This window comes from Terasakiella sediminum, from assembly GCF_033100395.1.
Lineage (GTDB): Bacteria > Pseudomonadota > Alphaproteobacteria > Rhodospirillales > Terasakiellaceae > Terasakiella.
The window spans coordinates 16,514-35,786 of sequence record NZ_JAWLVJ010000003.1 but is presented as its reverse complement, the minus strand read 5'-3'; the positions used below and the strand labels follow the sequence as shown (position 1 = coordinate 35,786).

The 19,273-nt window shown below is 48.4% G+C and carries 32 protein-coding genes and 1 pseudogene; 1 reads left to right on the top strand and 32 read right to left on the bottom strand.

Translation table 11 applies throughout. The features are described 5' to 3' along the window. Positions 1 to 6: 6 nt before the first annotated feature. The 32 genes and pseudogenes from rpsM to RYZ26_RS02565 form a co-directional block, all read right to left on the bottom strand. Positions 7 to 375, bottom strand: a complete 369-nt coding sequence (gene rpsM / locus RYZ26_RS02720; RefSeq protein WP_135081983.1) for a 30S ribosomal protein S13 — start codon at positions 373 to 375, stop codon at positions 7 to 9. Between the two features lie 115 nt (positions 376 to 490). Next, positions 491 to 1,135 carry an adenylate kinase gene (locus RYZ26_RS02715; RefSeq protein WP_317681606.1) on the bottom strand — a complete coding sequence of 215 codons (645 nt, stop codon included), beginning with the start codon at positions 1,133 to 1,135 and terminating at the stop codon, positions 491 to 493. Continuing rightward, positions 1,132 to 2,475 (bottom strand): preprotein translocase subunit SecY, encoded by a 1,344-nt coding sequence (gene secY, locus RYZ26_RS02710; protein ID WP_317681605.1) that lies wholly within the window; start codon positions 2,473 to 2,475, stop codon positions 1,132 to 1,134. The genes RYZ26_RS02715 and secY overlap by 4 nt, the downstream gene beginning before the upstream one ends. Positions 2,476 to 2,517: 42 nt before the next feature. Next, positions 2,518 to 2,979: a 50S ribosomal protein L15 gene (rplO, locus tag RYZ26_RS02705; protein WP_317681604.1), complete on the bottom strand. Its 462-nt coding sequence runs from the start codon at positions 2,977 to 2,979 to the stop codon at positions 2,518 to 2,520. A 64-nt stretch (positions 2,980 to 3,043) separates the two neighbouring features. Next, positions 3,044 to 3,229: a 50S ribosomal protein L30 gene (gene rpmD / locus RYZ26_RS02700; RefSeq protein ID WP_317681603.1), complete on the bottom strand. Its 186-nt coding sequence runs from the start codon at positions 3,227 to 3,229 to the stop codon at positions 3,044 to 3,046. Positions 3,230 to 3,235: 6 nt separating this feature from the next. Further along, positions 3,236 to 3,826 (bottom strand): 30S ribosomal protein S5, encoded by a 591-nt coding sequence (rpsE, locus tag RYZ26_RS02695; protein WP_317681602.1) that lies wholly within the window; start codon positions 3,824 to 3,826, stop codon positions 3,236 to 3,238. Positions 3,827 to 3,840: 14 nt separating this feature from the next. After that, positions 3,841 to 4,203 (bottom strand): 50S ribosomal protein L18, encoded by a 363-nt coding sequence (gene rplR, locus RYZ26_RS02690; protein WP_317681601.1) that lies wholly within the window; start codon positions 4,201 to 4,203, stop codon positions 3,841 to 3,843. After that, entirely contained in the window at positions 4,203 to 4,736 is a 534-nt protein-coding gene (gene rplF / locus RYZ26_RS02685; RefSeq protein ID WP_317681600.1) for a 50S ribosomal protein L6, read from the bottom strand. The genes rplR and rplF overlap by 1 nt, the downstream gene beginning before the upstream one ends. Positions 4,737 to 4,748: 12 nt before the next feature. Then, complete coding sequence (gene rpsH / locus RYZ26_RS02680) at positions 4,749 to 5,147, bottom strand: 30S ribosomal protein S8 (protein ID WP_317681599.1); 399 nt, start codon at positions 5,145 to 5,147, stop codon at positions 4,749 to 4,751. A 12-nt stretch (positions 5,148 to 5,159) separates the two neighbouring features. Beyond that, positions 5,160 to 5,465, bottom strand: a complete 306-nt coding sequence (rpsN, locus tag RYZ26_RS02675; RefSeq protein WP_317681598.1) for a 30S ribosomal protein S14 — start codon at positions 5,463 to 5,465, stop codon at positions 5,160 to 5,162. A 21-nt stretch (positions 5,466 to 5,486) separates the two neighbouring features. Beyond that, positions 5,487 to 6,026, bottom strand: coding sequence for a 50S ribosomal protein L5 (rplE, locus tag RYZ26_RS02670; RefSeq protein ID WP_317681597.1), 540 nt, complete (start codon positions 6,024 to 6,026; stop codon positions 5,487 to 5,489). A gap of 13 nt (positions 6,027 to 6,039) precedes the next feature. Further along, positions 6,040 to 6,357, bottom strand: a complete 318-nt coding sequence (gene rplX / locus RYZ26_RS02665) for a 50S ribosomal protein L24 (protein WP_317681596.1) — start codon at positions 6,355 to 6,357, stop codon at positions 6,040 to 6,042. Between the two features lies 1 nt (position 6,358). Continuing rightward, positions 6,359 to 6,727 (bottom strand): 50S ribosomal protein L14, encoded by a 369-nt coding sequence (gene rplN / locus RYZ26_RS02660; protein ID WP_317681595.1) that lies wholly within the window; start codon positions 6,725 to 6,727, stop codon positions 6,359 to 6,361. A gap of 181 nt (positions 6,728 to 6,908) precedes the next feature. Then, the gene (gene rpsQ / locus RYZ26_RS02655; RefSeq protein ID WP_317681594.1) at positions 6,909 to 7,145 is read right to left on the bottom strand and encodes a 30S ribosomal protein S17; all 237 of its coding nucleotides are present in this window, start codon (positions 7,143 to 7,145) and stop codon (positions 6,909 to 6,911) included. A gap of 12 nt (positions 7,146 to 7,157) precedes the next feature. Beyond that, entirely contained in the window at positions 7,158 to 7,343 is a 186-nt protein-coding gene (gene rpmC / locus RYZ26_RS02650) for a 50S ribosomal protein L29 (protein WP_317681593.1), read from the bottom strand. Between the two features lies 1 nt (position 7,344). After that, positions 7,345 to 7,764 carry a 50S ribosomal protein L16 gene (rplP, locus tag RYZ26_RS02645; RefSeq protein ID WP_317681592.1) on the bottom strand — a complete coding sequence of 140 codons (420 nt, stop codon included), beginning with the start codon at positions 7,762 to 7,764 and terminating at the stop codon, positions 7,345 to 7,347. Positions 7,765 to 7,777: 13 nt separating this feature from the next. Next, the gene (gene rpsC, locus RYZ26_RS02640; protein ID WP_317681591.1) at positions 7,778 to 8,458 is read right to left on the bottom strand and encodes a 30S ribosomal protein S3; all 681 of its coding nucleotides are present in this window, start codon (positions 8,456 to 8,458) and stop codon (positions 7,778 to 7,780) included. Then, on the bottom strand, positions 8,458 to 8,841 hold the full coding sequence (gene rplV / locus RYZ26_RS02635) for a 50S ribosomal protein L22 (protein ID WP_317681590.1): 384 nt from the start codon (positions 8,839 to 8,841) through the stop codon (positions 8,458 to 8,460). Before rplV ends, rpsC begins: the two co-directional genes overlap by 1 nt. 3 nt (positions 8,842 to 8,844) lie before the next feature. After that, positions 8,845 to 9,123, bottom strand: a complete 279-nt coding sequence (rpsS, locus tag RYZ26_RS02630) for a 30S ribosomal protein S19 (RefSeq protein WP_317681589.1) — start codon at positions 9,121 to 9,123, stop codon at positions 8,845 to 8,847. Positions 9,124 to 9,135: 12 nt separating this feature from the next. Continuing rightward, a complete protein-coding gene (gene rplB, locus RYZ26_RS02625; RefSeq protein WP_317681588.1) occupies positions 9,136 to 9,966 on the bottom strand; it encodes a 50S ribosomal protein L2 in 831 nt (276 codons plus the stop codon). A gap of 3 nt (positions 9,967 to 9,969) precedes the next feature. Beyond that, a complete protein-coding gene (locus RYZ26_RS02620) occupies positions 9,970 to 10,293 on the bottom strand; it encodes a 50S ribosomal protein L23 (RefSeq protein ID WP_317681587.1) in 324 nt (107 codons plus the stop codon). Continuing rightward, the gene (gene rplD, locus RYZ26_RS02615; RefSeq protein WP_317681586.1) at positions 10,290 to 10,910 is read right to left on the bottom strand and encodes a 50S ribosomal protein L4; all 621 of its coding nucleotides are present in this window, start codon (positions 10,908 to 10,910) and stop codon (positions 10,290 to 10,292) included. The genes RYZ26_RS02620 and rplD overlap by 4 nt, the downstream gene beginning before the upstream one ends. Before the next feature lie 5 nt (positions 10,911 to 10,915). After that, positions 10,916 to 11,653: a 50S ribosomal protein L3 gene (rplC, locus tag RYZ26_RS02610; protein ID WP_317681585.1), complete on the bottom strand. Its 738-nt coding sequence runs from the start codon at positions 11,651 to 11,653 to the stop codon at positions 10,916 to 10,918. Positions 11,654 to 11,665: 12 nt separating this feature from the next. Further along, complete coding sequence (gene rpsJ / locus RYZ26_RS02605; RefSeq protein ID WP_028878479.1) at positions 11,666 to 11,974, bottom strand: 30S ribosomal protein S10; 309 nt, start codon at positions 11,972 to 11,974, stop codon at positions 11,666 to 11,668. Between the two features lie 202 nt (positions 11,975 to 12,176). Continuing rightward, on the bottom strand, positions 12,177 to 12,569 hold the full coding sequence (locus RYZ26_RS02600) for a bacteriohemerythrin (RefSeq protein ID WP_317681584.1): 393 nt from the start codon (positions 12,567 to 12,569) through the stop codon (positions 12,177 to 12,179). Between the two features lie 224 nt (positions 12,570 to 12,793). Continuing rightward, positions 12,794 to 13,204 (bottom strand): annotated as a pseudogene (locus RYZ26_RS02595) (EF-Tu C-terminal domain-related protein); the annotation flags it as partial. A gap of 34 nt (positions 13,205 to 13,238) precedes the next feature. Then, complete coding sequence (locus RYZ26_RS02590) at positions 13,239 to 13,676, bottom strand: hypothetical protein (RefSeq protein ID WP_317681583.1); 438 nt, start codon at positions 13,674 to 13,676, stop codon at positions 13,239 to 13,241. A 158-nt stretch (positions 13,677 to 13,834) separates the two neighbouring features. Beyond that, positions 13,835 to 15,019 (bottom strand): elongation factor Tu, encoded by a 1,185-nt coding sequence (tuf, locus tag RYZ26_RS02585; protein ID WP_317681582.1) that lies wholly within the window; start codon positions 15,017 to 15,019, stop codon positions 13,835 to 13,837. Between the two features lie 43 nt (positions 15,020 to 15,062). After that, complete coding sequence (gene fusA / locus RYZ26_RS02580; protein WP_317681581.1) at positions 15,063 to 17,150, bottom strand: elongation factor G; 2,088 nt, start codon at positions 17,148 to 17,150, stop codon at positions 15,063 to 15,065. A gap of 15 nt (positions 17,151 to 17,165) precedes the next feature. Next, positions 17,166 to 17,636, bottom strand: coding sequence for a 30S ribosomal protein S7 (rpsG, locus tag RYZ26_RS02575; protein ID WP_317681580.1), 471 nt, complete (start codon positions 17,634 to 17,636; stop codon positions 17,166 to 17,168). A 12-nt stretch (positions 17,637 to 17,648) separates the two neighbouring features. Continuing rightward, the gene (gene rpsL / locus RYZ26_RS02570) at positions 17,649 to 18,020 is read right to left on the bottom strand and encodes a 30S ribosomal protein S12 (RefSeq protein WP_028880765.1); all 372 of its coding nucleotides are present in this window, start codon (positions 18,018 to 18,020) and stop codon (positions 17,649 to 17,651) included. A gap of 362 nt (positions 18,021 to 18,382) precedes the next feature. After that, on the bottom strand, positions 18,383 to 18,643 hold the full coding sequence (locus tag RYZ26_RS02565; RefSeq protein WP_317681579.1) for a CCDC90 family protein: 261 nt from the start codon (positions 18,641 to 18,643) through the stop codon (positions 18,383 to 18,385). A 116-nt stretch (positions 18,644 to 18,759) separates the two neighbouring features. Here RYZ26_RS02565 and RYZ26_RS02560 point away from each other — a divergent pair, with 116 nt between their 5' ends. Beyond that, entirely contained in the window at positions 18,760 to 19,251 is a 492-nt protein-coding gene (locus RYZ26_RS02560; protein ID WP_317681578.1) for a hypothetical protein, read from the top strand. Positions 19,252 to 19,273 lie beyond the last annotated feature (22 nt).

The following is a 19,273-nucleotide window of genomic DNA, read 5'->3' as shown; positions in this document are numbered from 1 at the left end:
GCTGAATTATTTCTTCTTACCAGCAATCGGACGCGCAGGTCCTTTGCGGGTACGAGCGTTACACTTGGTACGTTGACCACGAACCGGAAGACCTTTCCGGTGACGTAGGCCGCGGTAACTTTTCAAGTCCAGCAGTCGTTTAATGTTCATCGCAACTTCACGACGAAGGTCACCTTCTACCGTGTAGTCTGCATCAATCGTTTCACGAATTTTAACGACGTCGTCGTCAGACAATTCGTTTACACGCTTCTCTGACGGAATGCCTACTTTTGCACAGATTTCCTGTGACTTAGCCGGGCCGATTCCGTGAATATATGTAAGTGCAATCACAACTCGTTTTTGAGTTGGGATGTTCACACCTGCAATACGCGCCAAAGCGGTTCTCCTCACACCAAAAATAAAAAAGGTAAGATAAATACTTACCCTGAACCAAGGGGCGGGATTATAGAAACGATTAAGTTTCTGTCAACCCCTTAGTTCAATTAAATAATTAACCCAAGATTGCCTTGAGTTGGTTCGTGACTTCATCGATGTCAGCCATGCCATCGACAGTCTTTAACATCCCTTTTGCATCATAGTGTGATGCAATCGGTGCAGTTTGTTCACGATAGGAAACCAGACGTGAACGAACAGTTTCTTCATTATCATCGGCACGGCGTGTAAATTCGGTTGCGCCGCACTTGTCACAAACGCCTTCAGTAGCAGGCTTTTGGAACTCGTCATGGTAACCCTGGCCACATTTGGCACAGGTGTAACGACCGGTGATACGTCCAACAAGCACTTCTTCATCAACAACCATTTCGATGACGCTATCCAGTTTCTGACCTTTTTCTTCCAGCATGGAATCTAAAGCTTCAGCCTGGGCTGTTGTACGTGGGAAACCATCAAGAATGTAACCTTTCTTGCAGTCGTCTTGTTCAACACGGCTGGAAATCATGGAAATGATCAGTTCGTCGGTTACGAGATTACCCGCTTCCATCACTGCTTTCAGTTCTTTCCCGATCTCACTGCCACTGGCAACTTCTGCACGCAGCATGTCACCTGTAGACAATTGAACGATACCGTAAGCTTCTTCAAGACGTTTGGCCTGGGTTCCTTTACCGGCACCCGGTGCCCCTAACAAGATTAGTTTCATCCTCTTTTTCCCCTAAGTTTGGATTTCTTAATCAAGCCTTCATATTGGTGGGCCAGAAGATGCGAGTGCACCTGACCAACTGTATCCATAGTTACAGTCACCACAATCAACAAGCTGGTTCCACCGAAGTAGAAAGGTACTTGCCATTTTGCGATCAGCAATTCAGGCAGCAGACAGACAGCGGACAGATAAGCTGCACCAATGACTGTCAGTCGTGTTGTGATCTTGTCCAGATATTCTGCAGTATTTTTGCCTGGACGGATCCCCGGAACATATCCACCGTTCTTGCGCAGGTTTTCCGCCGTTTCCGTTGGGTTGAAAACAACCCCCGTGTAGAAAAAGGCGAAGAAGACGATCAAACCGACATAAAGTGCAATATATGCGGGCTGACCATGCCCCAACCATGCCGCAACAGTTTGCAGCCAATCCGGCCCCTGCCCTGCAGTCATAGAGATCACAGTTGTTGGCAACAACAGCAAGGAACTGGCAAAGATTGGTGGGATAACACCGGAAGTATTGATTTTCAGCGGCATATGGGAAGACTCGCCCCCATATACTTTATTACCACGCTGACGTTTCGGATATTGGATAATCACCTTGCGCTGCGCACGTTCAACGTAAACGATAAACATGATAACAGCCACACTCATCACCAGCAAACCAACGATCAACAGTGCAGACAATGCACCAGTTCGACCCAGTTCGAAGGTCCCTGCAAGGGCTGATGGCAAGTTTGCCACAATCCCTGCGAAGATGATGAGGGAAATCCCGTTACCGATACCACGTGCCGTGATTTGCTCGCCCAGCCACATCAGGAAGATAGTACCACCAACCAATGTGATCACTGTAGCTGCCCGGAAGAACATTCCCGGGTCAATTACAGCGCTGCCCGCACTGGATGACATACCTTCCAGACCAACGGCAATACCGTAAGCCTGCAATGAAGCAATAAGAACCGTCAGATAACGGGTATATTGCGTAATCTTCTTGCGCCCTTGCTCGCCCTCTTTCTTCATCGCTTCGAGGGTCGGCGAAACCGCAGTCCCCAGTTGCATGATGATCGATGCCGAGATGTAAGGCATGATGTTCAACGCAAAAATGGTCATACGACCCAATGCGCCACCGGCAAACATATCAAACATACCCAGGATGCCACCTGCATTCTGCGTGAAGAGATCACGCAGAATGACAGGGTCGATACCCGGAATAGGAATGTAAGCGCCAATGCGATAGACGATCAACGCCCCTAACGTAAACCAGATGCGTTTTTTCAGTTCTTCCGCTTTCGCGATAGCACCGAAGCTCATGTTAGAAGCCAATTGTTCTGCGGCAGATGCCATAACGGTCCCCTGGACTTACTTGGTCCGAAATCGAAGTGTGGTTTATTCAGCAGCGTCAACTGTAACTGAACCGCCTGCTTTTTCAACAGCGGCAACAGCTGCAGGTGAAGCACTATTGACTTCAACCGAAATCTTGGCAGTGATCTCGCCTTTGTTAAGAAGACGAACGCCGTCCTTAACATTGTTGACAAGACCAGCAGCTTTAAGAGCGTCAATGTTCAGTGTATCACCGGCATTGATTTTGCCTGCATCAATCGCTTTTTGAATACGACCAACGTTAACAACAGCGAATTCCTGACGGAAGATGTTGTTAAAGCCGCGTTTCGGCAAACGACGATACAAAGGCATTTGACCGCCTTCAAAGCCAACCGCAACAGTGTTACGGGCTTTTTGACCTTTTTGACCGCGACCAGAAGTCTTGCCTTTGCCTGAAGCCATACCACGGCCCACGCGCATGCGAGTTTTTCTAGCGCCATCATTGTCACGAAGCTCATTGAGTTTCATGTTTCAAATCCTTTAAAGTTTCTCGAGACAATTCGAAAGAGGGAGGTGTGGAAAAATCCACACCTTACTCAACGATTTGTACGAGATGTTGAACTTTACTGATCATGCCGCGAACAGAAGGAGTATCTTCCAGTTCAGAAACACGATTAATTTTGTTCAAACCCAGACCAACCAGCGTAGCACGCTGGTCTTTTCTGCGACCGATCGGGCTTCCGATCTGTTGCACTTTAACGGTTTTCTTCGTAGCCATATCTCATTACTCCTTTGCAGCAGCTTGTGCAGCCGCACCTGAGTCCCGGCGTGCCACGATCTCACCCACTTTCTTACCACGCTTGGAAGCGATGGAACGCGGAGAGAACGAATTCTGCAGCGCATCGAAAGTAGCTTTAATCATGTTTTGCGGGTTTTGAGTGCCCTGAGACTTCGCAACAACGTCTTGTACGCCCATTGTTTCGAATACTGCGCGCATTGGACCACCGGCGATGATACCAGTACCTGAAGGCGCAGCACGCAGGATTACTTTACCTGCGCCGAAGTGCCCCTTCACATCGTGGTGAAGTGTACGACCTTCGCGAAGCGGAACGCGGATCATGTTACGTTTAGCCTGATCGGTTGCCTTACGGATAGCTTCCGGAACTTCACGTGCTTTACCTGTGCCGAAACCGACACGGCCACGACCGTCACCTACAACGACCATAGCAGCAAACGAGAAGCGACGGCCACCTTTGACCACCTTGGCGACACGGTTAATACCGACGAGCTTGTCGATAAGATCGGAATCAGCTTCCTGTTGCTTATCTTTGCCCCGGCCTTTACCGCGAGAGTTTTCTTTTGGATTACGTGCCATATCTCATTCTTCCTTTAGAACGACAGACCAGCTTCACGAGCTGCGTCAGCCAAAGCTTTTACGCGCCCGTGATAGCGGTAGCCACCACGATCGAAGACGACATCTTTGATACCGGCTTTAACAGCACGCTCAGCAACCAAAGCACCAACTTTGGCAGCAGCGTCTGTATCAGCACCAGTTTTCAAGCTACCCTTGAGATCTTTCTCAATGGAAGATGCAGCCACCAGAGTAACGCCATTGGCGTCATCGATAACTTGTGCATAGATGTGCTTGCTGGAACGGAAAACCGACAAACGTGGACGACCAGTAGCACGCTTGCGGATTTGGTAACGTACGCGACGGGCGCGACGGTCCTGAAGTTGTTTTGAATTCAACATTACTTCTTCTTCCCTTCCTTACGAAGGATGTACTCACCCTTATAACGTACACCTTTGCCTTTGTAAGGCTCTGGTGGACGGTAACCACGGATTTCAGCAGCGATCTGACCGACCTTCTGTTTATCCGCGCCAGAGATGGTGATCTCTGTTTGTGAAGGACAAGCAATCTTCAGGTCAGACGGAATCGGCACGATTACGTCATGGGAGAAACCAAGTTGAAGCTCCAGGTTAGAACCCTTAACGGCGGCACGATAACCAACGCCTTGGATTTCCAACTCTTTGGAGAAACCTTCGTTCACACCAATGACCAGATTGTTAATACGTGTGCGAGCAGTCGCCCACATTTGACGAGCACGGCGGGAGTCGTTCTTCGGAGAAACAGTGACTTTACCATCGTCCATAGCGACAGCAACTTCATCCATTACAACGAAAGTCAATTCGCCAAGTTTACCTTTGGCAACAACTTCCTGACCGTTGACAGTGACCGTAACGCCAGAAGGCACTTCTACTGGGTGCTTACCAATACGTGACATAGTATGCTCCCCTTAGAATACGGTGCAGAGAACTTCGCCGCCAACGTTGGCTTCACGTGCTTCTGCATCACTCATAACACCGCGAGGTGTTGTCAAAATGGAAATACCCAGGCCGTTGAAAACCTTCGGCAGATCATTCACGCCAGAATACACACGGCGACCCGGTGTAGAAACGCGTTTGATTTTCGAGATGACAGGCTTGCCATCAAAGTATTTCAGCTCAATGCGCAGTTCGTCAAAGCCTGAATCACCAGTAACTTTTTCGAAACCACGAATGTAACCTTCCCGTTTCAATACTTCCAAAACGTTCGCACGAAGCTTGGACGCAGGCGCGTTAACAGCGCTTTTGCTTGCTTGTTGACCGTTACGGATACGGGTCAGCATATCCCCTAAGGGATCTGACATAGACATTATCGTATCTCCTTACCAGCTGGACTTGACGACGCCAGGCAGGCTACCGTTAGAAGCCAAGTCGCGGAATTTAATCCGGCACATCTTGAACTTGCGGTAGTTACCACGTGGGCGACCAGTGACTTCACAACGCATGCGAATGCGGCTTTTAGACGCATCACGCGGCAGAGCATTCAGCTTGAACTGAGCTGCAAAACGATCTTCAGGAGATGTCTCACGGTTCATGATGATTGCTTTAAGTTCTGCGCGCTTTTTAGCGTACTTAGCAACGGTACGTTCGCGACGCTTGTTTTTTTCGACAGCACTTACTTTAGCCATAACTAAATATCCTTCTATCGATTACTTCGCGAACGGCATGTCGAATTTAGCAAGAAGAGATCTTGCTTCTTCGTCGTTCTTAGCCGTTGTGCAGATTACGATGTCCATACCACGGATCGCGTCTACTTGATCGTAGTCGATTTCCGGGAAGATGATTTGTTCTTTGACACCCATGGCGTAGTTGCCACGACCATCGAAAGACTTGCCGTTCAGACCACGGAAGTCACGAACACGCGGCAATGCGATGTTTACCAGGCGATCCATGAATTCGTACATCTGGTTACGACGCAGCGTAACTTTACAGCCGATCACTTGCTCTTCACGAAGCTTGAAGCCCGCGATAGATTTGGATGCTTTGGTTTTAACCGCTTTCTGACCTGAAATTGCTTCCAGCTCATTTACCGCTGCTTCGATTTTCTTCTTGTCTGCAGCAGCTTCACCAACACCCATATTGATGACGATTTTGTCCAACTTCGGAATTTCCATTTCATTCGCGTAGTTGAACTCATCTTTCATCGCTTGACGGATGGTGGAGTTGTATAATTCTTTAAGACGAGCCATTTGATCCTATCCCTTAGCTATCGATGACTTCGCCAGAAAGTTTCGCAACGCGTACTTTCTTGCCGTCTTCGAGGGTTTTGAAGCCAACGCGAGTCGCTTTGCCTTCTTTAGGATCAACAATCGCTACGTTAGAGATAGCAATTGCAGCTTCTTTTTCAACGATACCGCCAGCTTGGAACTGGGTTGGCTTCGTATGGCGCTTCACCATGTTGATGCCTTGAACAACGGCTTTGCCAGCAGCAGGTTGAATGCTGAGAACTTCGCCTTGTTTGCCCTTGTCTTTGCCTGTCAGAACGATAACGTTGTCGCCCTTTTTAATCTTAGCAGCCATCTTAGAGTACCTCCGGTGCAAGGGAGACAATTTTCATGTAGTTACGACCGCGCAGTTCGCGTGTAACAGGGCCGAAGATACGTGTGCCGATAGGTTCGCCGTTTTTGTTGATCAAAACAGCAGCGTTCTTATCGAAACGAATTACAGAGCCATCAGGGCGACGGATGTCCTTAGATGTGCGAACGATAACGGCGCGATGCACGTCACCTTTTTTCACACGACCGCGTGGGATAGCTTCTTTAACGGAAACGACGATAACGTCCCCAACAGAAGCCCAGCGGCGCTTAGAACCACCGAGAACCTTGATGCACTGCACCCGACGTGCGCCCGAGTTATCGGCCACTTCCAGGTTGGTTTGCATCTGAATCATAGAAAAATCCTCTATCTAGATTCTGGTCACGAAAGTAAGGAAGCACGATAAATCATGCTTCCCTATGTAAGACATACAAGTTGAATATTGATGTCGCGAGGGGGATACCTAAGCGATTAGGTATCCCCAGTCAAGAGATATCAATAATTTCTTGTCGTCACGAAGTTGAGGAAGCTTAAAATTAAGCTTCCTCTGTCAGGACTTCCCAAGTTTTGTTCTTGGAAATAGGCTTGGTTTCCTGAATTTTCACCAGGTCACCAGTTTTGAACTGATTGTTCTCGTCGTGCGCGGCATACTTTTTAGAACGCTTAATGAATTTTTTGTAGAGCGGGTGCATGAAGCGGCGCTCAACTTTCACTACAACGGTCTTTTCTTGTTTGTCGCTAACAACAACGCCTTGGAGTATACGCTTAGGCATTTGAATTGCTCCTTAGGCTTTTTCACTGATGACCGTCTTGATACGTGCGATATCGCGACGTACCTGACGGACACGAGCTGTGTTTTCCAATTGGCCGCTGGCTTGCTGGAAACGCAGGTTAAACGCTTCCTTACGCAATTTCAGCAACTCATCCTTCAGCTCGTCAGAGCTTTTGGAACGGATTTCTGCAGCGTTCATCTTATTCTCCTTCACCCAGACGGGTTACGAAGCGTGTACGCACTGGCAGCTTTGCAGCGGCCAATTCCATAGCACGACGTGCTACGTCTTGTGGTACACCGTCGATTTCGAACATGATGCGACCCGGCTTCACTTTACAAGCCCAGAATTCTACAGAACCTTTACCTTTACCCATACGGACTTCAGCAGGTTTTTTAGAAACTGGAACATCAGGGAAGATGCGGATCCATACACGACCAGCACGTTTCATGTGACGAGTCATCGCACGACGTGCGGCTTCGATTTGACGAGACGTTACACGCTCAGGAGTCAAAGCTTTCAAGCCGTATGTTCCGAAGTTCAAAGAAGAACCGCCTTTTGCATTGCCCTTGATACGGCCTTTATGCATTTTGCGGAACTTAGTACGTTTTGGCAATAACATGATAACCTACTCCTTAGCGTGCGGCTTGCGCATCAGCGGCAAGGTTTTCAACAGCCATTGGATCGTGTTCCATGATCTCGCCTTTGAAGATCCAGACCTTCACACCGCACGCACCGTAAGTAGTGTGTCCAGTAGAAGTCCCGTAATCAACGTTTGCACGCAGTGTGTGCAGCGGAACACGGCCTTCACGATACCATTCAGTACGCGCGATCTCAGCACCACCCAGACGGCCGGAGCAGTTGATACGAATACCGAGTGCGCCAAGGCGCATGGCAGATTGAACAGAACGTTTCATCGCACGACGGAAAGAAACACGACGTTCCAGCTGCTGAGCGATACCGTCAGCGACCAGTTGTGCGTCCAATTCAGGCTTGCGGATCTCAACGATGTTCAAACGAACGTCATTGCCTGTCATTTCAGAAAGCTTCAGACGAAGCTTCTCGATGTCGGCACCTTTTTTACCAATGATTACACCCGGACGAGCCGTGTGAATGGTAATGCGGGCACGCTTTGCAGGACGCTCAATAACAACTTTTGCAACACCGGCTTGAGCGAGTTCTTTTTTGATGAACTCACGCAATTTGATATCTTGGTGCAGCTTGGATGCATAATCGCCTTTATCAGCGTACCAACGAGATTCCCAAGTACGGTTAATCCCGAGGCGCAGACCAATAGGGTTTACCTTCTGACCCATTATGCTGTCTCCTCTTCACGCTCACGAAGAATGATGCGCATGTTGCTCCATGGTTTCATGATCTTGCCAACACGACCACGAGCACGTGGACGCCAGCGTTTCATAACCATAGCGCGACCTACAGAAGCTTCTGCGACAAACAGGTTGTCAACATCAAGCTGGTGATTGTTTTCTGCGTTGGCGATTGCAGATTCCAGGATAGCTTTCACGTCTTTAGCGACGCGACGCTTGGAAAATGCCAATTCAGCTACCGCTGCAGAAGCGCTTTTGCCACGGATGGAGGCACAGACCAGGTTCAGCTTTTGAGGGCTGATACGGATCATTTTGGCGCGAGCCATTGCCTCGTTATCGGCAAGGCGACGATCTGCCTTTTTCTTACCCATAACTTACTTCCTTTTGGCTTTTTTATCGGCTGCGTGACCATAATAGGTACGAGTTGGTGAGAATTCACCGAACTTGTGACCAATCATGTCTTCTGTCACCAAAACCGGGATGAACTTATTACCGTTGTAGACACCAAAGGTGATGCCCACGAACTGCGGCAGAATAGTGGAGCGACGGGACCAAGTTTTGATCACGTCGTTGCGACCTGAGTCACGTGCTGCCTCTGCTTTTTTCAGAAGGTAGCCGTCAACAAACGGTCCTTTCCATACGGAACGAGCCACGATCAGACCTCCTTACTTCTTATGACGCGAACGCATAATCAATGCGTCGGTCTTTTTGTTGCTACGAGTGCGCTTACCCTTAGTAGGCTTACCCCAAGGTGTCACCGGATGACGACCACCTGAAGTACGACCCTCACCACCACCATGTGGGTGATCAACAGGGTTCATTGCTACACCACGAACAGAAGGACGCTTACCGAGCCAGCGGTTACGACCCGCTTTACCAAGTTTAACGTTCTGCTGATCAGGGTTAGATACAGCGCCGATAGTTGCCATGCACTCACCACGGACCAGGCGAACTTCACCAGAACCGAGACGAAGCTGAGCGTATCCTTGGTCTTTACCAACGAGCTGAACGTATGTACCGGCAGAACGAGCGATCTGACCACCTTTACCAGGCTTCATTTCGACGTTGTGAATGATGGTACCAACTGGGATATTAGCGATTGGCATCGCGTTACCCGGTTTCACGTCAACACGTTGACCAGACACAACAGTGTCGCCAACTTGCAGGCGTTGTGGAGCGAGGATGTAAGACAACTCGCCATCTTCGTAGCGGATAAGAGCAATAAAGGCTGTACGGTTAGGATCGTACTCAAGACGCTCTACTGTAGCCGGAACATCAAATTTCGCATTACGTTTGAAGTCGATGAAGCGATAACGACGCTTATGACCACCGCCGATACGGCGAGATGTAATACGACCTGTGTTGTTACGACCGCCGCTTTTACGCAGACCTTCAGTCAGACCTTTGACTGGCTTGCCTTTGTAAAGATCGGAACGATCAACCAGAACCAGGTTACGTTGGCCTGGAGTCGTTGGTTTGAATTTTTTCAAAGCCATGGATTAAACCCCCGTCGTCACATCGATAGACTCACCTTCAGCGAGTGTAACGATTGCTTTTTTGACATCGGCACGACGACCTACGCGACCACGGAAACGTTTGGTTTTACCTTTAGTGATAATGGTATTAACCGCAGTTACCTTGACACCAAATACGTTTTCAACCGCTTTACGAACTTCAACCTTATTGGCATCCATTGGTACGCGGAACGTAACTTGGTTATGCTCTGACAACAGAGTCGCTTTCTCGGTGATTACCGGAGAACGCAGCAATTCAAACTCACGCTCTTTAGAAACGGTAATTTTGCTTGCTAGATATTTTGTCATGACAAGCGCTCCACCAATTTTTCGACTGCACCCTTGGTCAGAACCAATTTGTCAGCACGCAGGATATCATAAACGTTAGCGCCTTGGCTTGGCAGAGCGTCTACGCCAGGAATGTTGGCAATAGCGTTCTGGAAGTTGGCGTCAACATCTGTACCGTCGATAACCAGTGCAGAAGTCCAGCCCAATGCTTTGAGCTTAGCTGCTGCTTCTTTGGTTTTCGGGGTATCGAACTTAGCATCTTCAACAACGACCAAAGCACCGTCAGCAGCTTTTGCAGACAGCGCACATTTCAGGCCGAGTTTGCGAACTTTTTTGTTCAGGCTGTGTGCGTAAGAACGAACAACAGGACCATGAACAGTCGCACCGCCGCGCATTTGAGTAGCACCTTTAAAGCCCTGACGAGCGTTACCGGTACCCTTTTGCTTGAACGGCTTTGTCTTAACGATGTTAAGTTCACCACGAGTTTTTACTTTGTGTGTACCGGATTGGCGAGATGCCAACTGCCAGTTAACCACACGGTGAAGAATGTCAGCGCGCGGCTCAACACCAAAGATGGCGTCGTCCAGCTCAATATCGCCGACTTTCTTATTTTCAAGACTAATTACGTCGCACTTCATGCCACTTATTCCTCAGTCGTCTCTGGAGCTTCAGCAGGTGCTTCATCAGCAGCCGGTGCTTCCGCAACAGTCGCAGCTTTCACAGCAGCCGGGAATGGAAGACCTTCTGGTGCCGGACGCTTAACAGCATCTTTTACCAAAACGTAACCACCCTTGGCACCGGGCAGTCCGCCCTTAACCATGATAAGTCCACGCTCGCCATCAGTGGCGACGATTTCGAGGTTCTGAACAGTCACACGCGCAGCACCCATATGACCAGCCATCTTCTTACCTTTGAAGACTCGGCCTGGGTCCTGACATTGACCGGTGGAACCATGTGAACGGTGTGAGATTGATACACCGTGAGAAGCACGAAGACCACCAAAGTTGTGGCGCTTCATAGCCCCTGCAAAGCCTTTACCGATAGATGTGCCGGTTACGTCAACAGACTGACCAACAACAAAGTGCTCAGCTGAAAGCTCAGCACCCACTTCGATAAGACCTTCAGGTTCCACGCGGAATTCTGCCAATTTGGCTTTTGGCTCCACCTTATTAGCGGCGAAGTGCCCGCGCATGGGCTTGCTCACGTTCTTGACCTTGGCGCTACCAAATCCGAGCTGCACTGCTGTGTAGCCATCCTTGTCTTCGGTACGCTGCGCTACCACTTGAGTATCTACCTTCAATACTGTTACGGGAACATGGTTTCCGTTTTCAGCAAAGACACGGGTCATACCCAACTTTTGCGCGATGAGACCAGATCGCATCTGCCCTATCCTTTAAAGCTTAATTTCAACATCAACGCCGGACGCGAGGTCCAGCTTCATGAGCGCATCCACAGTCTGCGGCGTAGGATCCACAATGTCGAGAAGACGCTTGTGGGTACGCGTTTCGAACTGCTCACGAGACTTTTTGTTTACGTGAGGAGAACGCAGAATTGTGAAACGCTCGATACGAGTAGGTAGCGGGATTGGACCCTTTACCTGTGCACCAGTCCGTTTAGCAGTGTTTACGATCTCTTTAGCGGACTGATCCAGTACGCGGTGATCGAATGCCTTCAGACGAATGCGAATATTTTGGTGTTCCATAGGAGTTAATTACCTAAACCAGACAACAAAAAAACCTCGACACTTCCTATCCTTATCGGATGTACGGAAGCCCCGAAGTACTCAACCCCTTAAATGGGGTGAAAGAGCGAATGGCGGGTTTATATGGGAACCCGCCCTATGATGCAAGGAGAAAATTGTTAAATCTGAAGATTCTTTTAAACCTTCCCCTTCTCAGACAAGATCAGGCCGCCTGATAGCCTTGTGAGCGGGCAAAGTTAGCTGTCACCAGATCCATTGTATTGCGATGGTTCAACAACCAGTCTTCCAGCTCGTCATGCAGCAGTTTCGGATTCACGGATGAAGAATCAGCCTTCAGTTTTTCAAGCTTACGTTCCAGGTCACCCAGCACCCGCTCATGTTCACCGGAGTGACAGTCATAAGCGAAAAAACCGACCTGTAACATCATTTCTTCTTCGCGCACGAAATGTTCGCGGCAATGTTCCAGATAGGCTTTCAGCTTTTCTGCCAGGTCTTCTGAGGTGGCATTGCCAATTGCCTTGATAATGTCGGCTGCATGTTCGTGATCGTCATCCATAAAGGAGACGCCCACATTCAATTCAGATGTCCATTCCATTTCATTCTCCCATTCTCCCCTCTCTTATCGCAAATTTAGAGATGAAGCTGTTTGATTTGCATCAAAATCTGGGGCTGAATATGCATAACTTGTAATTAAACTGAAATAAAAATAGTAATCCTTAGTCAATTCCGAGTTTCGCCCCCGGCACTCCCCAAAACACAAAAAAGCCCCCACCCTTTCAGGCGGAGGCTTCTTTTAAGCTTTATCGCTAAAGCAGTCGATTACTCGTCGATGGATGCAACCACGCCGGAACCAACTGTACGACCCCCTTCACGGATCGCGAAACGCAGACCTTCGTCCATCGCAATCGCACCCAGCAGTTCAACAGACAGCTTGACGTTATCGCCAGGCATTACCATTTCTGTGCCTTCAGGCAGCGTGATGGAGCCAGTTACGTCAGTTGTACGGAAGTAGAACTGTGGACGGTAGTTCGCGAAGAATGGCGTGTGACGGCCACCTTCTTCTTTAGTCAGAATGTAAACTTCACAAGTGAATTTCTTGTGAGGAGTGATGGAGCCAGGAGCAGCCAGAACCTGGCCACGCTCACCTTCGTCACGCTTCAGACCACGCAGCAGAACACCAGCGTTATCGCCAGCACGTGCTTCGTCGAGAAGTTTACGGAACATTTCAACCATAGACGGCCTCTAGGCTACAGAGATGCCAGACCTAAGTAATACCAGCCAACGCTTCATAAAACTGATAAAAACCGTAACCTACAACCATCAACCAAAGAAAATTGACACTTAGAATAAGGAGACGGACTGTTCTAACCCACACCTTTCTTTCAGATGGTGTTTTATTGCGACAAATTTTAAGCCACTCCTGCATTTTTGTGCGCTTCTCCCATTTGCCTGAAAACATACATTCCACAAAGGAGGGCCTTGTTGGCAACTTACGTGCCACAATGAATTTTACTGCACCATGTACGATCAAAGAGACAACGAAGCCGACGAAAAAAAGTAAAGAGTTTTCGAAGTTAAGAAACCCTCCAACAGTGACTAATCCCTTATCAACGACCAACCAAACTACGACAGAAACCAGACAGAGAGGCAAAAGCACACAATTCAAAACAGTCAATCGTTTAGATATTGTTTTTAGGGTCATCTTTTTTCTGTGAACCACAGCACTAATTGAAGGATGAGAATTCTATCGGCGTTAGTTTTCGCAATCAAGGCTTAAGAAACAACTGCCCCCAAAACACAAAAAAGCCCCCACCCTTTCAGGCGGAGGCTTCTTTTAAGCTTTATCGCTAAAGCAGTCGATTACTCGTCGATGGATGCAACCACGCCGGAACCAACTGTACGACCACCTTCACGGATCGCGAAACGCAGACCTTCGTCCATCGCAATCGCACCCAGCAGTTCAACAGACAGCTTGACGTTATCGCCAGGCATTACCATTTCTGTGCCTTCAGGCAGCGTGATGGAGCCAGTTACGTCAGTTGTACGGAAGTAGAACTGTGGACGGTAGTTCGCGAAGAATGGCGTGTGACGGCCACCTTCTTCTTTAGTCAGAATGTAAACTTCACAAGTGAATTTCTTGTGAGGAGTGATGGAGCCAGGAGCAGCCAGAACCTGGCCACGCTCAACTTCGTCACGCTTCAGACCACGCAGCAGAACACCAGCGTTGTCGCCAGCTTTTGCTTCGTCGAGAAGTTTACGGAACATTTCGATACCAGTTACAGTCGTTTTCTGGGTGTCTTTCAGACCAACGATTTCAACTTCGTCACCTACAACAGTGATACCAGTTTCGATACGACCAGTTACAACAGTACCACGACCGGAGATAGAGAACACGTCCTCGATCGGCATCAGGAATGGTTTGGATGTATCTGTTTCAGGCTGTGGGATGTGGTCATCAACAGCTTTCATCAGCTCAAGAATTTTCTCTTTACCGATGTTGTCGTCACGGCCTTCCAGAGCAGCCAGTGCAGAACCAGCAACGATAGGAACATCTTCAAAGCCATAGCTTTCCAGAAGTTCTGTTACTTCCATTTCTACCAGCTCAAGCAGTTCTTCGTCGTCAACCTGGTCAACTTTGTTCAGGAAAACAACCAGGGCAGGAACGCCAACCTGACGGGCAAGCAGGATGTGCTCGCGAGTCTGAGGCATAGGGCCGTCAGCTGCGTTTACAACCAGGATACCGCCGTCCATCTGCGCAGCACCCGTGATCATGTTCTTAACATAGTCAGCGTGACCTGGGCAGTCTACGTGTGCGTAGTGACGTGCTTCAGTTTCGTATTCTACGTGTGCTGTAGAAATTGTGATACCGCGCTCACGCTCTTCAGGAGCTTTGTCGATGTTTGCAAAATCAACAGCTTCACCACCGCCGACTTCAGCGAGAACTTTGGTGATTGCAGCAGTCAGTGTAGTTTTACCATGGTCAACGTGACCAACTGTACCGATGTTACAGTGTGGTTTCGAACGGTCAAATTTTTCCTTAGCCATTACTAAGTAACTCCAATTAAATTTAAGTCAGGAGCTGACGGGATTAACCCGCCAGCTTTTCCTTGATTTCTGTGGCAACGTTATTCGGCACTTCTGAATAGTGGTCGAACTGCATTGTGAACTGTGCACGGCCCTGAGACAGGGAACGCAGGTTGTTCACGTAACCAAACATGTTGGCCAGAGGAACGTGAGCGTCAACAACACGGGCGATACCGCGTTGGTCCATCGAGTTAACTTGACCACGACGGGAGTTCAAGTCACCAATGATGTCACCCATATATTCTTCAGGCGTTACAACTTCAACCTTCATCATAGGCTCAAGCAGTTTCGGGTTGGACTCACGCATACCTTCACGGAACGCAGCACGGGCTGCGATTTCGAAAGCAAGTACGCTGGAGTCAACATCGTGGTATGCACCATCGAACAGTTCAGCTTTAAGACCGACAACAGGGAAACCTGCGATACAGCCAGTGTCCATAGAAGTCTTAAGACCTTTTTCAACACCTGGAATGTATTCTTTCGGTACGTTACCGCCAACGATAGAAGATTTGAAATCAAACTGAGTTTCAGCATCTTCTTCAAGCGGGCCGAAGCGAAGTTGTACGCGGGCGTACTGACCAGAACCACCAGACTGTTTCTTGTGGGTGTAGTCGATTTCAACTTCTTTACCGAAGGCTTCACGATAAGCAACCTGTGGGGCACCTACGTTTGCTTCAACTTTGAATTCACGCTTCATACGGTCAACGAGAATGTCCAGGTGAAGTTCACCCATACCAGCGATAATAGTCTGAGCCGTTTCATGGTCAGTCTTAACGCGGAAGGATGGATCCTCAGCCGCCAGGCGAGCCAGGGCGATACCCATTTTCTCTTGGTCAGCTTTTGTCTTAGGTTCAACAGCAACTTCGATTACTGGCTCCGGGAATTCCATACGTTCCAAGATAACCTGACTATCGTTGGCACACAGAGTATCACCAGTTGTTGTGTCTTTAAGACCGACGAGGGCAACGATGTCACCAGCAGAGGCTGTCTTGATTTCTTCACGTTCCGCAGAATGCATAAGCAGCATACGGCCAATACGTTCTTTTTTGCCTTTAACAGTGTTTGTCACGTAAGAACCTGCTTCCAAAGAACCAGAGTAGATACGGGCAAATGTCAAAGAACCTACGAACGGGTCGTTCATGATTTTAAATGCAAGCGCAGAGAAAGGCTCGTCTTCAGAGTTTTTACGCTCGATTTCGATGCTTTCGTCTTTCGCGTCAACACCTTTAATCGCAGCAATGTCAGTCGGAGCTGGCATGTAGTCGATTACAGCGTCGAGCAGAGGCTGAACACCTTTGTTCTTAAAGGCAGTACCACAAAGAACAGGCACGAATGCCAGACCGATTGTACCTTTACGGATACAGGCGATCAGTGTTTCCTCAGAAGGCTCGTTACCTTCCAGGTAAGCTTCCATAGCGTCGTCGTCCTGCTCAACAGCAGTTTCAACCAGCTTCTCACGGTATTCCGCAGCTTTGTCAGCCAGATCGTCAGGAATATCGACATAGTCGAATTTCGCGCCGAGCTCTTCACCGCCCCAGATAACCGCTTTCATTTTGATCAGATCAACGTGACCAGCATAGTCAGCTTCAGCGCCGATTGGCAGCTGAGTTACCAGCGGCACAGCACCGAGACGGTCAACAATCATATCTACACAACGGTAGAAGTCAGCACCCATACGGTCCATTTTGTTGACAAAACACATACGTGGAACGTCATATTTGTCAGCCTGGCGCCATACAGTTTCAGACTGTGGTTCAACACCGGCAACGGAGTCAAATACACAAACAGCACCATCGAGTACACGCAGGGAACGCTCTACCTCAATGGTAAAGTCCACGTGACCAGGTGTGTCAATGATGTTTACACGGTGATCGCGCCAGAACGTCGTTGTCGCAGCAGAGGTAATGGTAATCCCACGCTCTTGCTCCTGCTCCATCCAGTCCATGGTCGCGTTACCGTCGTGTACTTCACCAATCTTATAAGATTTACCAGTGTAGTACAGAATACGTTCGGTAGTTGTCGTTTTACCCGCATCAATGTGAGCCATGATGCCGATGTTACGATACTTCTCCAAAGGATATTTATCAGCCATTTAGAAAATCCGATCTTACCAGCGGTAGTGAGAGAAAGCTTTGTTCGCTTCAGCCATACGGTGTGTGTCTTCACGTTTTTTGACAGCAGCACCACGGTTTTGAGCCGCATCCAGGAGTTCACCTGTCAGACGGTCAGCCATAGTGTTTTCGCTGCGCTTACGTGTCGCATCGATGATCCAGCGGATCGCCAGTGCCTGACGACGTGTCGCACGAACTTCAACAGGAACCTGGTAAGTCGCACCACCAACACGGCGGGAACGGACTTCAACAGCAGGCTTAACATTTTCAAGTGCTTCGTGGAATTGAGCAACAGGGTCGTTACCTGTTTTTTTCTCAATGTTATCGAAAGCAGTGTAAACGATTTTTTCAGCAGCGGACTTACGACCATCCAGCATCAAACCGTTCATGAATTTTGTCAGTACAACGTCACCAAATTTGGCATCAGGCAGTACTGTACGCTTTTCAGCAGCGCGTCTACGAGACATATTCTAAACCCCTTATTTCGGACGTTTCGCACCGTAGTGCGAACGACGTTGACGACGATCTTGCAGACCTTGTGTATCGAGCACACCACGGATGATGTGGTAACGAACACCAGGCAAATCTTTCACACGGCCGCCGCGGATCATCACGACAGAGTGTTCTTGCAAGTTGTGGCCTTCACCAGGGATGTAAGACGTAACCTCGAAACCGTTGGTCAAACGAACACGTGCAACTTTACGCAAAGCTGAGTTCGGTTTCTTTGGTGTAGTAGTATAAACGCGGGTACAAACGCCACGTTTCTGTGGGCAAGCTTCCATAGCTGGAACCATGTTACGAACTGGTTTCGGCTTACGCGGCTTGCGGATCAGTTGGTTAATAGTAGGCATAATGCAGTATGTTCCTTGACACACTCGCAACGTTATAACGCGCTTAAAACATAAAAACCCAACGCTCAGACACAGCTGTCTTCGCGTCAGTTGAATTTCGCGGATGCTATAACGTTCCTGTTACAACAATATGAAATCCATCCACTTTATAGAAAATAAACGGATTCCACTCTCAATAGGCCGCGCATACTATGGATATTTCAACATTTGTCAAGGGAAACTGTGGGGTGAGGGAATAACAGGTCGTCCTTCTTCAGGAAACGGTCATTCCCGCATAAGCGGGAACCCAGAAAAACCGTCATTAAATTGGCTGGGTCCCCGCATTCGCGGGGATGACAAGGAAGAAAGAACCGACATTACACTCAAGCGAAAAACTTGATACCCGCCAGAAATCCACCAAGCGCCAGAATCATTGCCCCGGTCCGGATTGTGATGGATTGTTCGATCTGTTTCAGGTCGGTGCGCATCTGCAATTCCAGATGTTTCAAATCCTGTTTGGTCGCCAGTTGCTCATCAATCAGACGCGTTTGTTCAGCCGCCAAAACCTCAGCTTGCGCTTCCGGCATTCCGGCGCCCACCAATTTCTTTACAAACACATGCGTATCAAAAATCAAAGCCGTCATCCTCAATGTTCCTCTCAATATAATACAATCATGTGATCTATGAAAGGTTTGGGGAATTTTTATACGAATAGAAAAACCATTATAATCTTTTCATAAACAAGACAGGAGGAATAAAAATGAAACACCTATTATTTATCGCTTGTCTTTTGTCCTCACCAACTCTTGCAGCTGACATCATTCCCATTAAGTTGGGCATGAATAAAATCGATATAAATAGCGATGGTGAAACAGAGTATGTGTTAAAAACTTGGCGCGAAAACCATAATGCTCATGGTTTTTATACGTATCAATTTGCTGACAAAGACTGGAATACAATTACCATTGGCAGAAATAGGACCAAAACACTTGTAACATCTGCCCAAGGTGCTGACTGCGTTACACAAGATTACTTCATTATAAAGGGGATCGGGTTAGTCAAGGCCTATAGAGACACCAAACGTGGTTATGGTGCCAAAGAAAATGTTTGGATTACAACACTATATCTTGCCCAAAACACCAATGAGAAACCAGGCCTCCCCAAACAATTTTTCAATCCAATCGTAGACTGGGTATCCAAATCAAAACACTGCGATGTCATAGACGGCCTTCTGGAAATCCTTGCGCAATAAAAAAACCGGATAGAGCAAATGC

What these genes read in the sequence shown, in the direction of transcription:
- secY (WP_317681605.1), bottom strand. Translation starts at nt 2,475, where the DNA reads ATGGCATCTGCCGCAGAACAATTGGCTTCTAACATGAGCTTCGGTGCT.
- rplD (WP_317681586.1), bottom strand. Translation starts at nt 10,910, where the DNA reads ATGAAGTGCGACGTAATTAGTCTTGAAAATAAGAAAGTCGGCGATATT.
- rplF (WP_317681600.1), bottom strand. Translation starts at nt 4,736, where the DNA reads ATGTCACGTATTGGTAAGCACCCAGTAGAAGTGCCTTCTGGCGTTACG.
- rplV (WP_317681590.1), bottom strand. Translation starts at nt 8,841, where the DNA reads ATGGGTAAGAAAAAGGCAGATCGTCGCCTTGCCGATAACGAGGCAATG.
- rpmC (WP_317681593.1), bottom strand. Translation starts at nt 7,343, where the DNA reads ATGAACGCTGCAGAAATCCGTTCCAAAAGCTCTGACGAGCTGAAGGAT.
- fusA (WP_317681581.1), bottom strand. Translation starts at nt 17,150, where the DNA reads ATGGCTGATAAATATCCTTTGGAGAAGTATCGTAACATCGGCATCATG.
- rpsH (WP_317681599.1), bottom strand. Translation starts at nt 5,147, where the DNA reads ATGTCTATGTCAGATCCCTTAGGGGATATGCTGACCCGTATCCGTAAC.
- rpsG (WP_317681580.1), bottom strand. Translation starts at nt 17,636, where the DNA reads ATGTCTCGTAGACGCGCTGCTGAAAAGCGTACAGTACTGCCTGATGCC.
- rpsC (WP_317681591.1), bottom strand. Translation starts at nt 8,458, where the DNA reads ATGGGTCAGAAGGTAAACCCTATTGGTCTGCGCCTCGGGATTAACCGT.
- rplO (WP_317681604.1), bottom strand. Translation starts at nt 2,979, where the DNA reads ATGAAACTCAATGAGCTTCGTGACAATGATGGCGCTAGAAAAACTCGC.
- RYZ26_RS02590 (WP_317681583.1), bottom strand. Translation starts at nt 13,676, where the DNA reads ATGACCCTAAAAACAATATCTAAACGATTGACTGTTTTGAATTGTGTG.
- RYZ26_RS02715 (WP_317681606.1), bottom strand. Translation starts at nt 1,135, where the DNA reads ATGAAACTAATCTTGTTAGGGGCACCGGGTGCCGGTAAAGGAACCCAG.
- rplN (WP_317681595.1), bottom strand. Translation starts at nt 6,727, where the DNA reads ATGATTCAGATGCAAACCAACCTGGAAGTGGCCGATAACTCGGGCGCA.
- rpsJ (WP_028878479.1), bottom strand. Translation starts at nt 11,974, where the DNA reads ATGGAACACCAAAATATTCGCATTCGTCTGAAGGCATTCGATCACCGC.
- rpmD (WP_317681603.1), bottom strand. Translation starts at nt 3,229, where the DNA reads ATGGCTACGAAGAAAACCGTTAAAGTGCAACAGATCGGAAGCCCGATC.
- rpsL (WP_028880765.1), bottom strand. Translation starts at nt 18,020, where the DNA reads ATGCCTACTATTAACCAACTGATCCGCAAGCCGCGTAAGCCGAAACCA.
- rpsQ (WP_317681594.1), bottom strand. Translation starts at nt 7,145, where the DNA reads ATGCCTAAGCGTATACTCCAAGGCGTTGTTGTTAGCGACAAACAAGAA.
- RYZ26_RS02565 (WP_317681579.1), bottom strand. Translation starts at nt 18,643, where the DNA reads ATGACGGCTTTGATTTTTGATACGCATGTGTTTGTAAAGAAATTGGTG.
- rplX (WP_317681596.1), bottom strand. Translation starts at nt 6,357, where the DNA reads ATGGCTGCTAAGATTAAAAAGGGCGACAACGTTATCGTTCTGACAGGC.
- rpsE (WP_317681602.1), bottom strand. Translation starts at nt 3,826, where the DNA reads ATGGCACGTAATCCAAAAGAAAACTCTCGCGGTAAAGGCCGGGGCAAA.
- rplE (WP_317681597.1), bottom strand. Translation starts at nt 6,026, where the DNA reads ATGGCTCGTCTTAAAGAATTATACAACTCCACCATCCGTCAAGCGATG.
- rplB (WP_317681588.1), bottom strand. Translation starts at nt 9,966, where the DNA reads ATGGCTTTGAAAAAATTCAAACCAACGACTCCAGGCCAACGTAACCTG.
- RYZ26_RS02600 (WP_317681584.1), bottom strand. Translation starts at nt 12,569, where the DNA reads ATGGAATGGACATCTGAATTGAATGTGGGCGTCTCCTTTATGGATGAC.
- rplC (WP_317681585.1), bottom strand. Translation starts at nt 11,653, where the DNA reads ATGCGATCTGGTCTCATCGCGCAAAAGTTGGGTATGACCCGTGTCTTT.
- RYZ26_RS02560 (WP_317681578.1), top strand. Translation starts at nt 18,760, where the DNA reads ATGAAACACCTATTATTTATCGCTTGTCTTTTGTCCTCACCAACTCTT.
- tuf (WP_317681582.1), bottom strand. Translation starts at nt 15,019, where the DNA reads ATGGCTAAGGAAAAATTTGACCGTTCGAAACCACACTGTAACATCGGT.
- rplP (WP_317681592.1), bottom strand. Translation starts at nt 7,764, where the DNA reads ATGTTATTGCCAAAACGTACTAAGTTCCGCAAAATGCATAAAGGCCGT.
- rplR (WP_317681601.1), bottom strand. Translation starts at nt 4,203, where the DNA reads ATGTTGAATTCAAAACAACTTCAGGACCGTCGCGCCCGTCGCGTACGT.
- rpsN (WP_317681598.1), bottom strand. Translation starts at nt 5,465, where the DNA reads ATGGCTAAAGTAAGTGCTGTCGAAAAAAACAAGCGTCGCGAACGTACC.
- RYZ26_RS02620 (WP_317681587.1), bottom strand. Translation starts at nt 10,293, where the DNA reads ATGACAAAATATCTAGCAAGCAAAATTACCGTTTCTAAAGAGCGTGAG.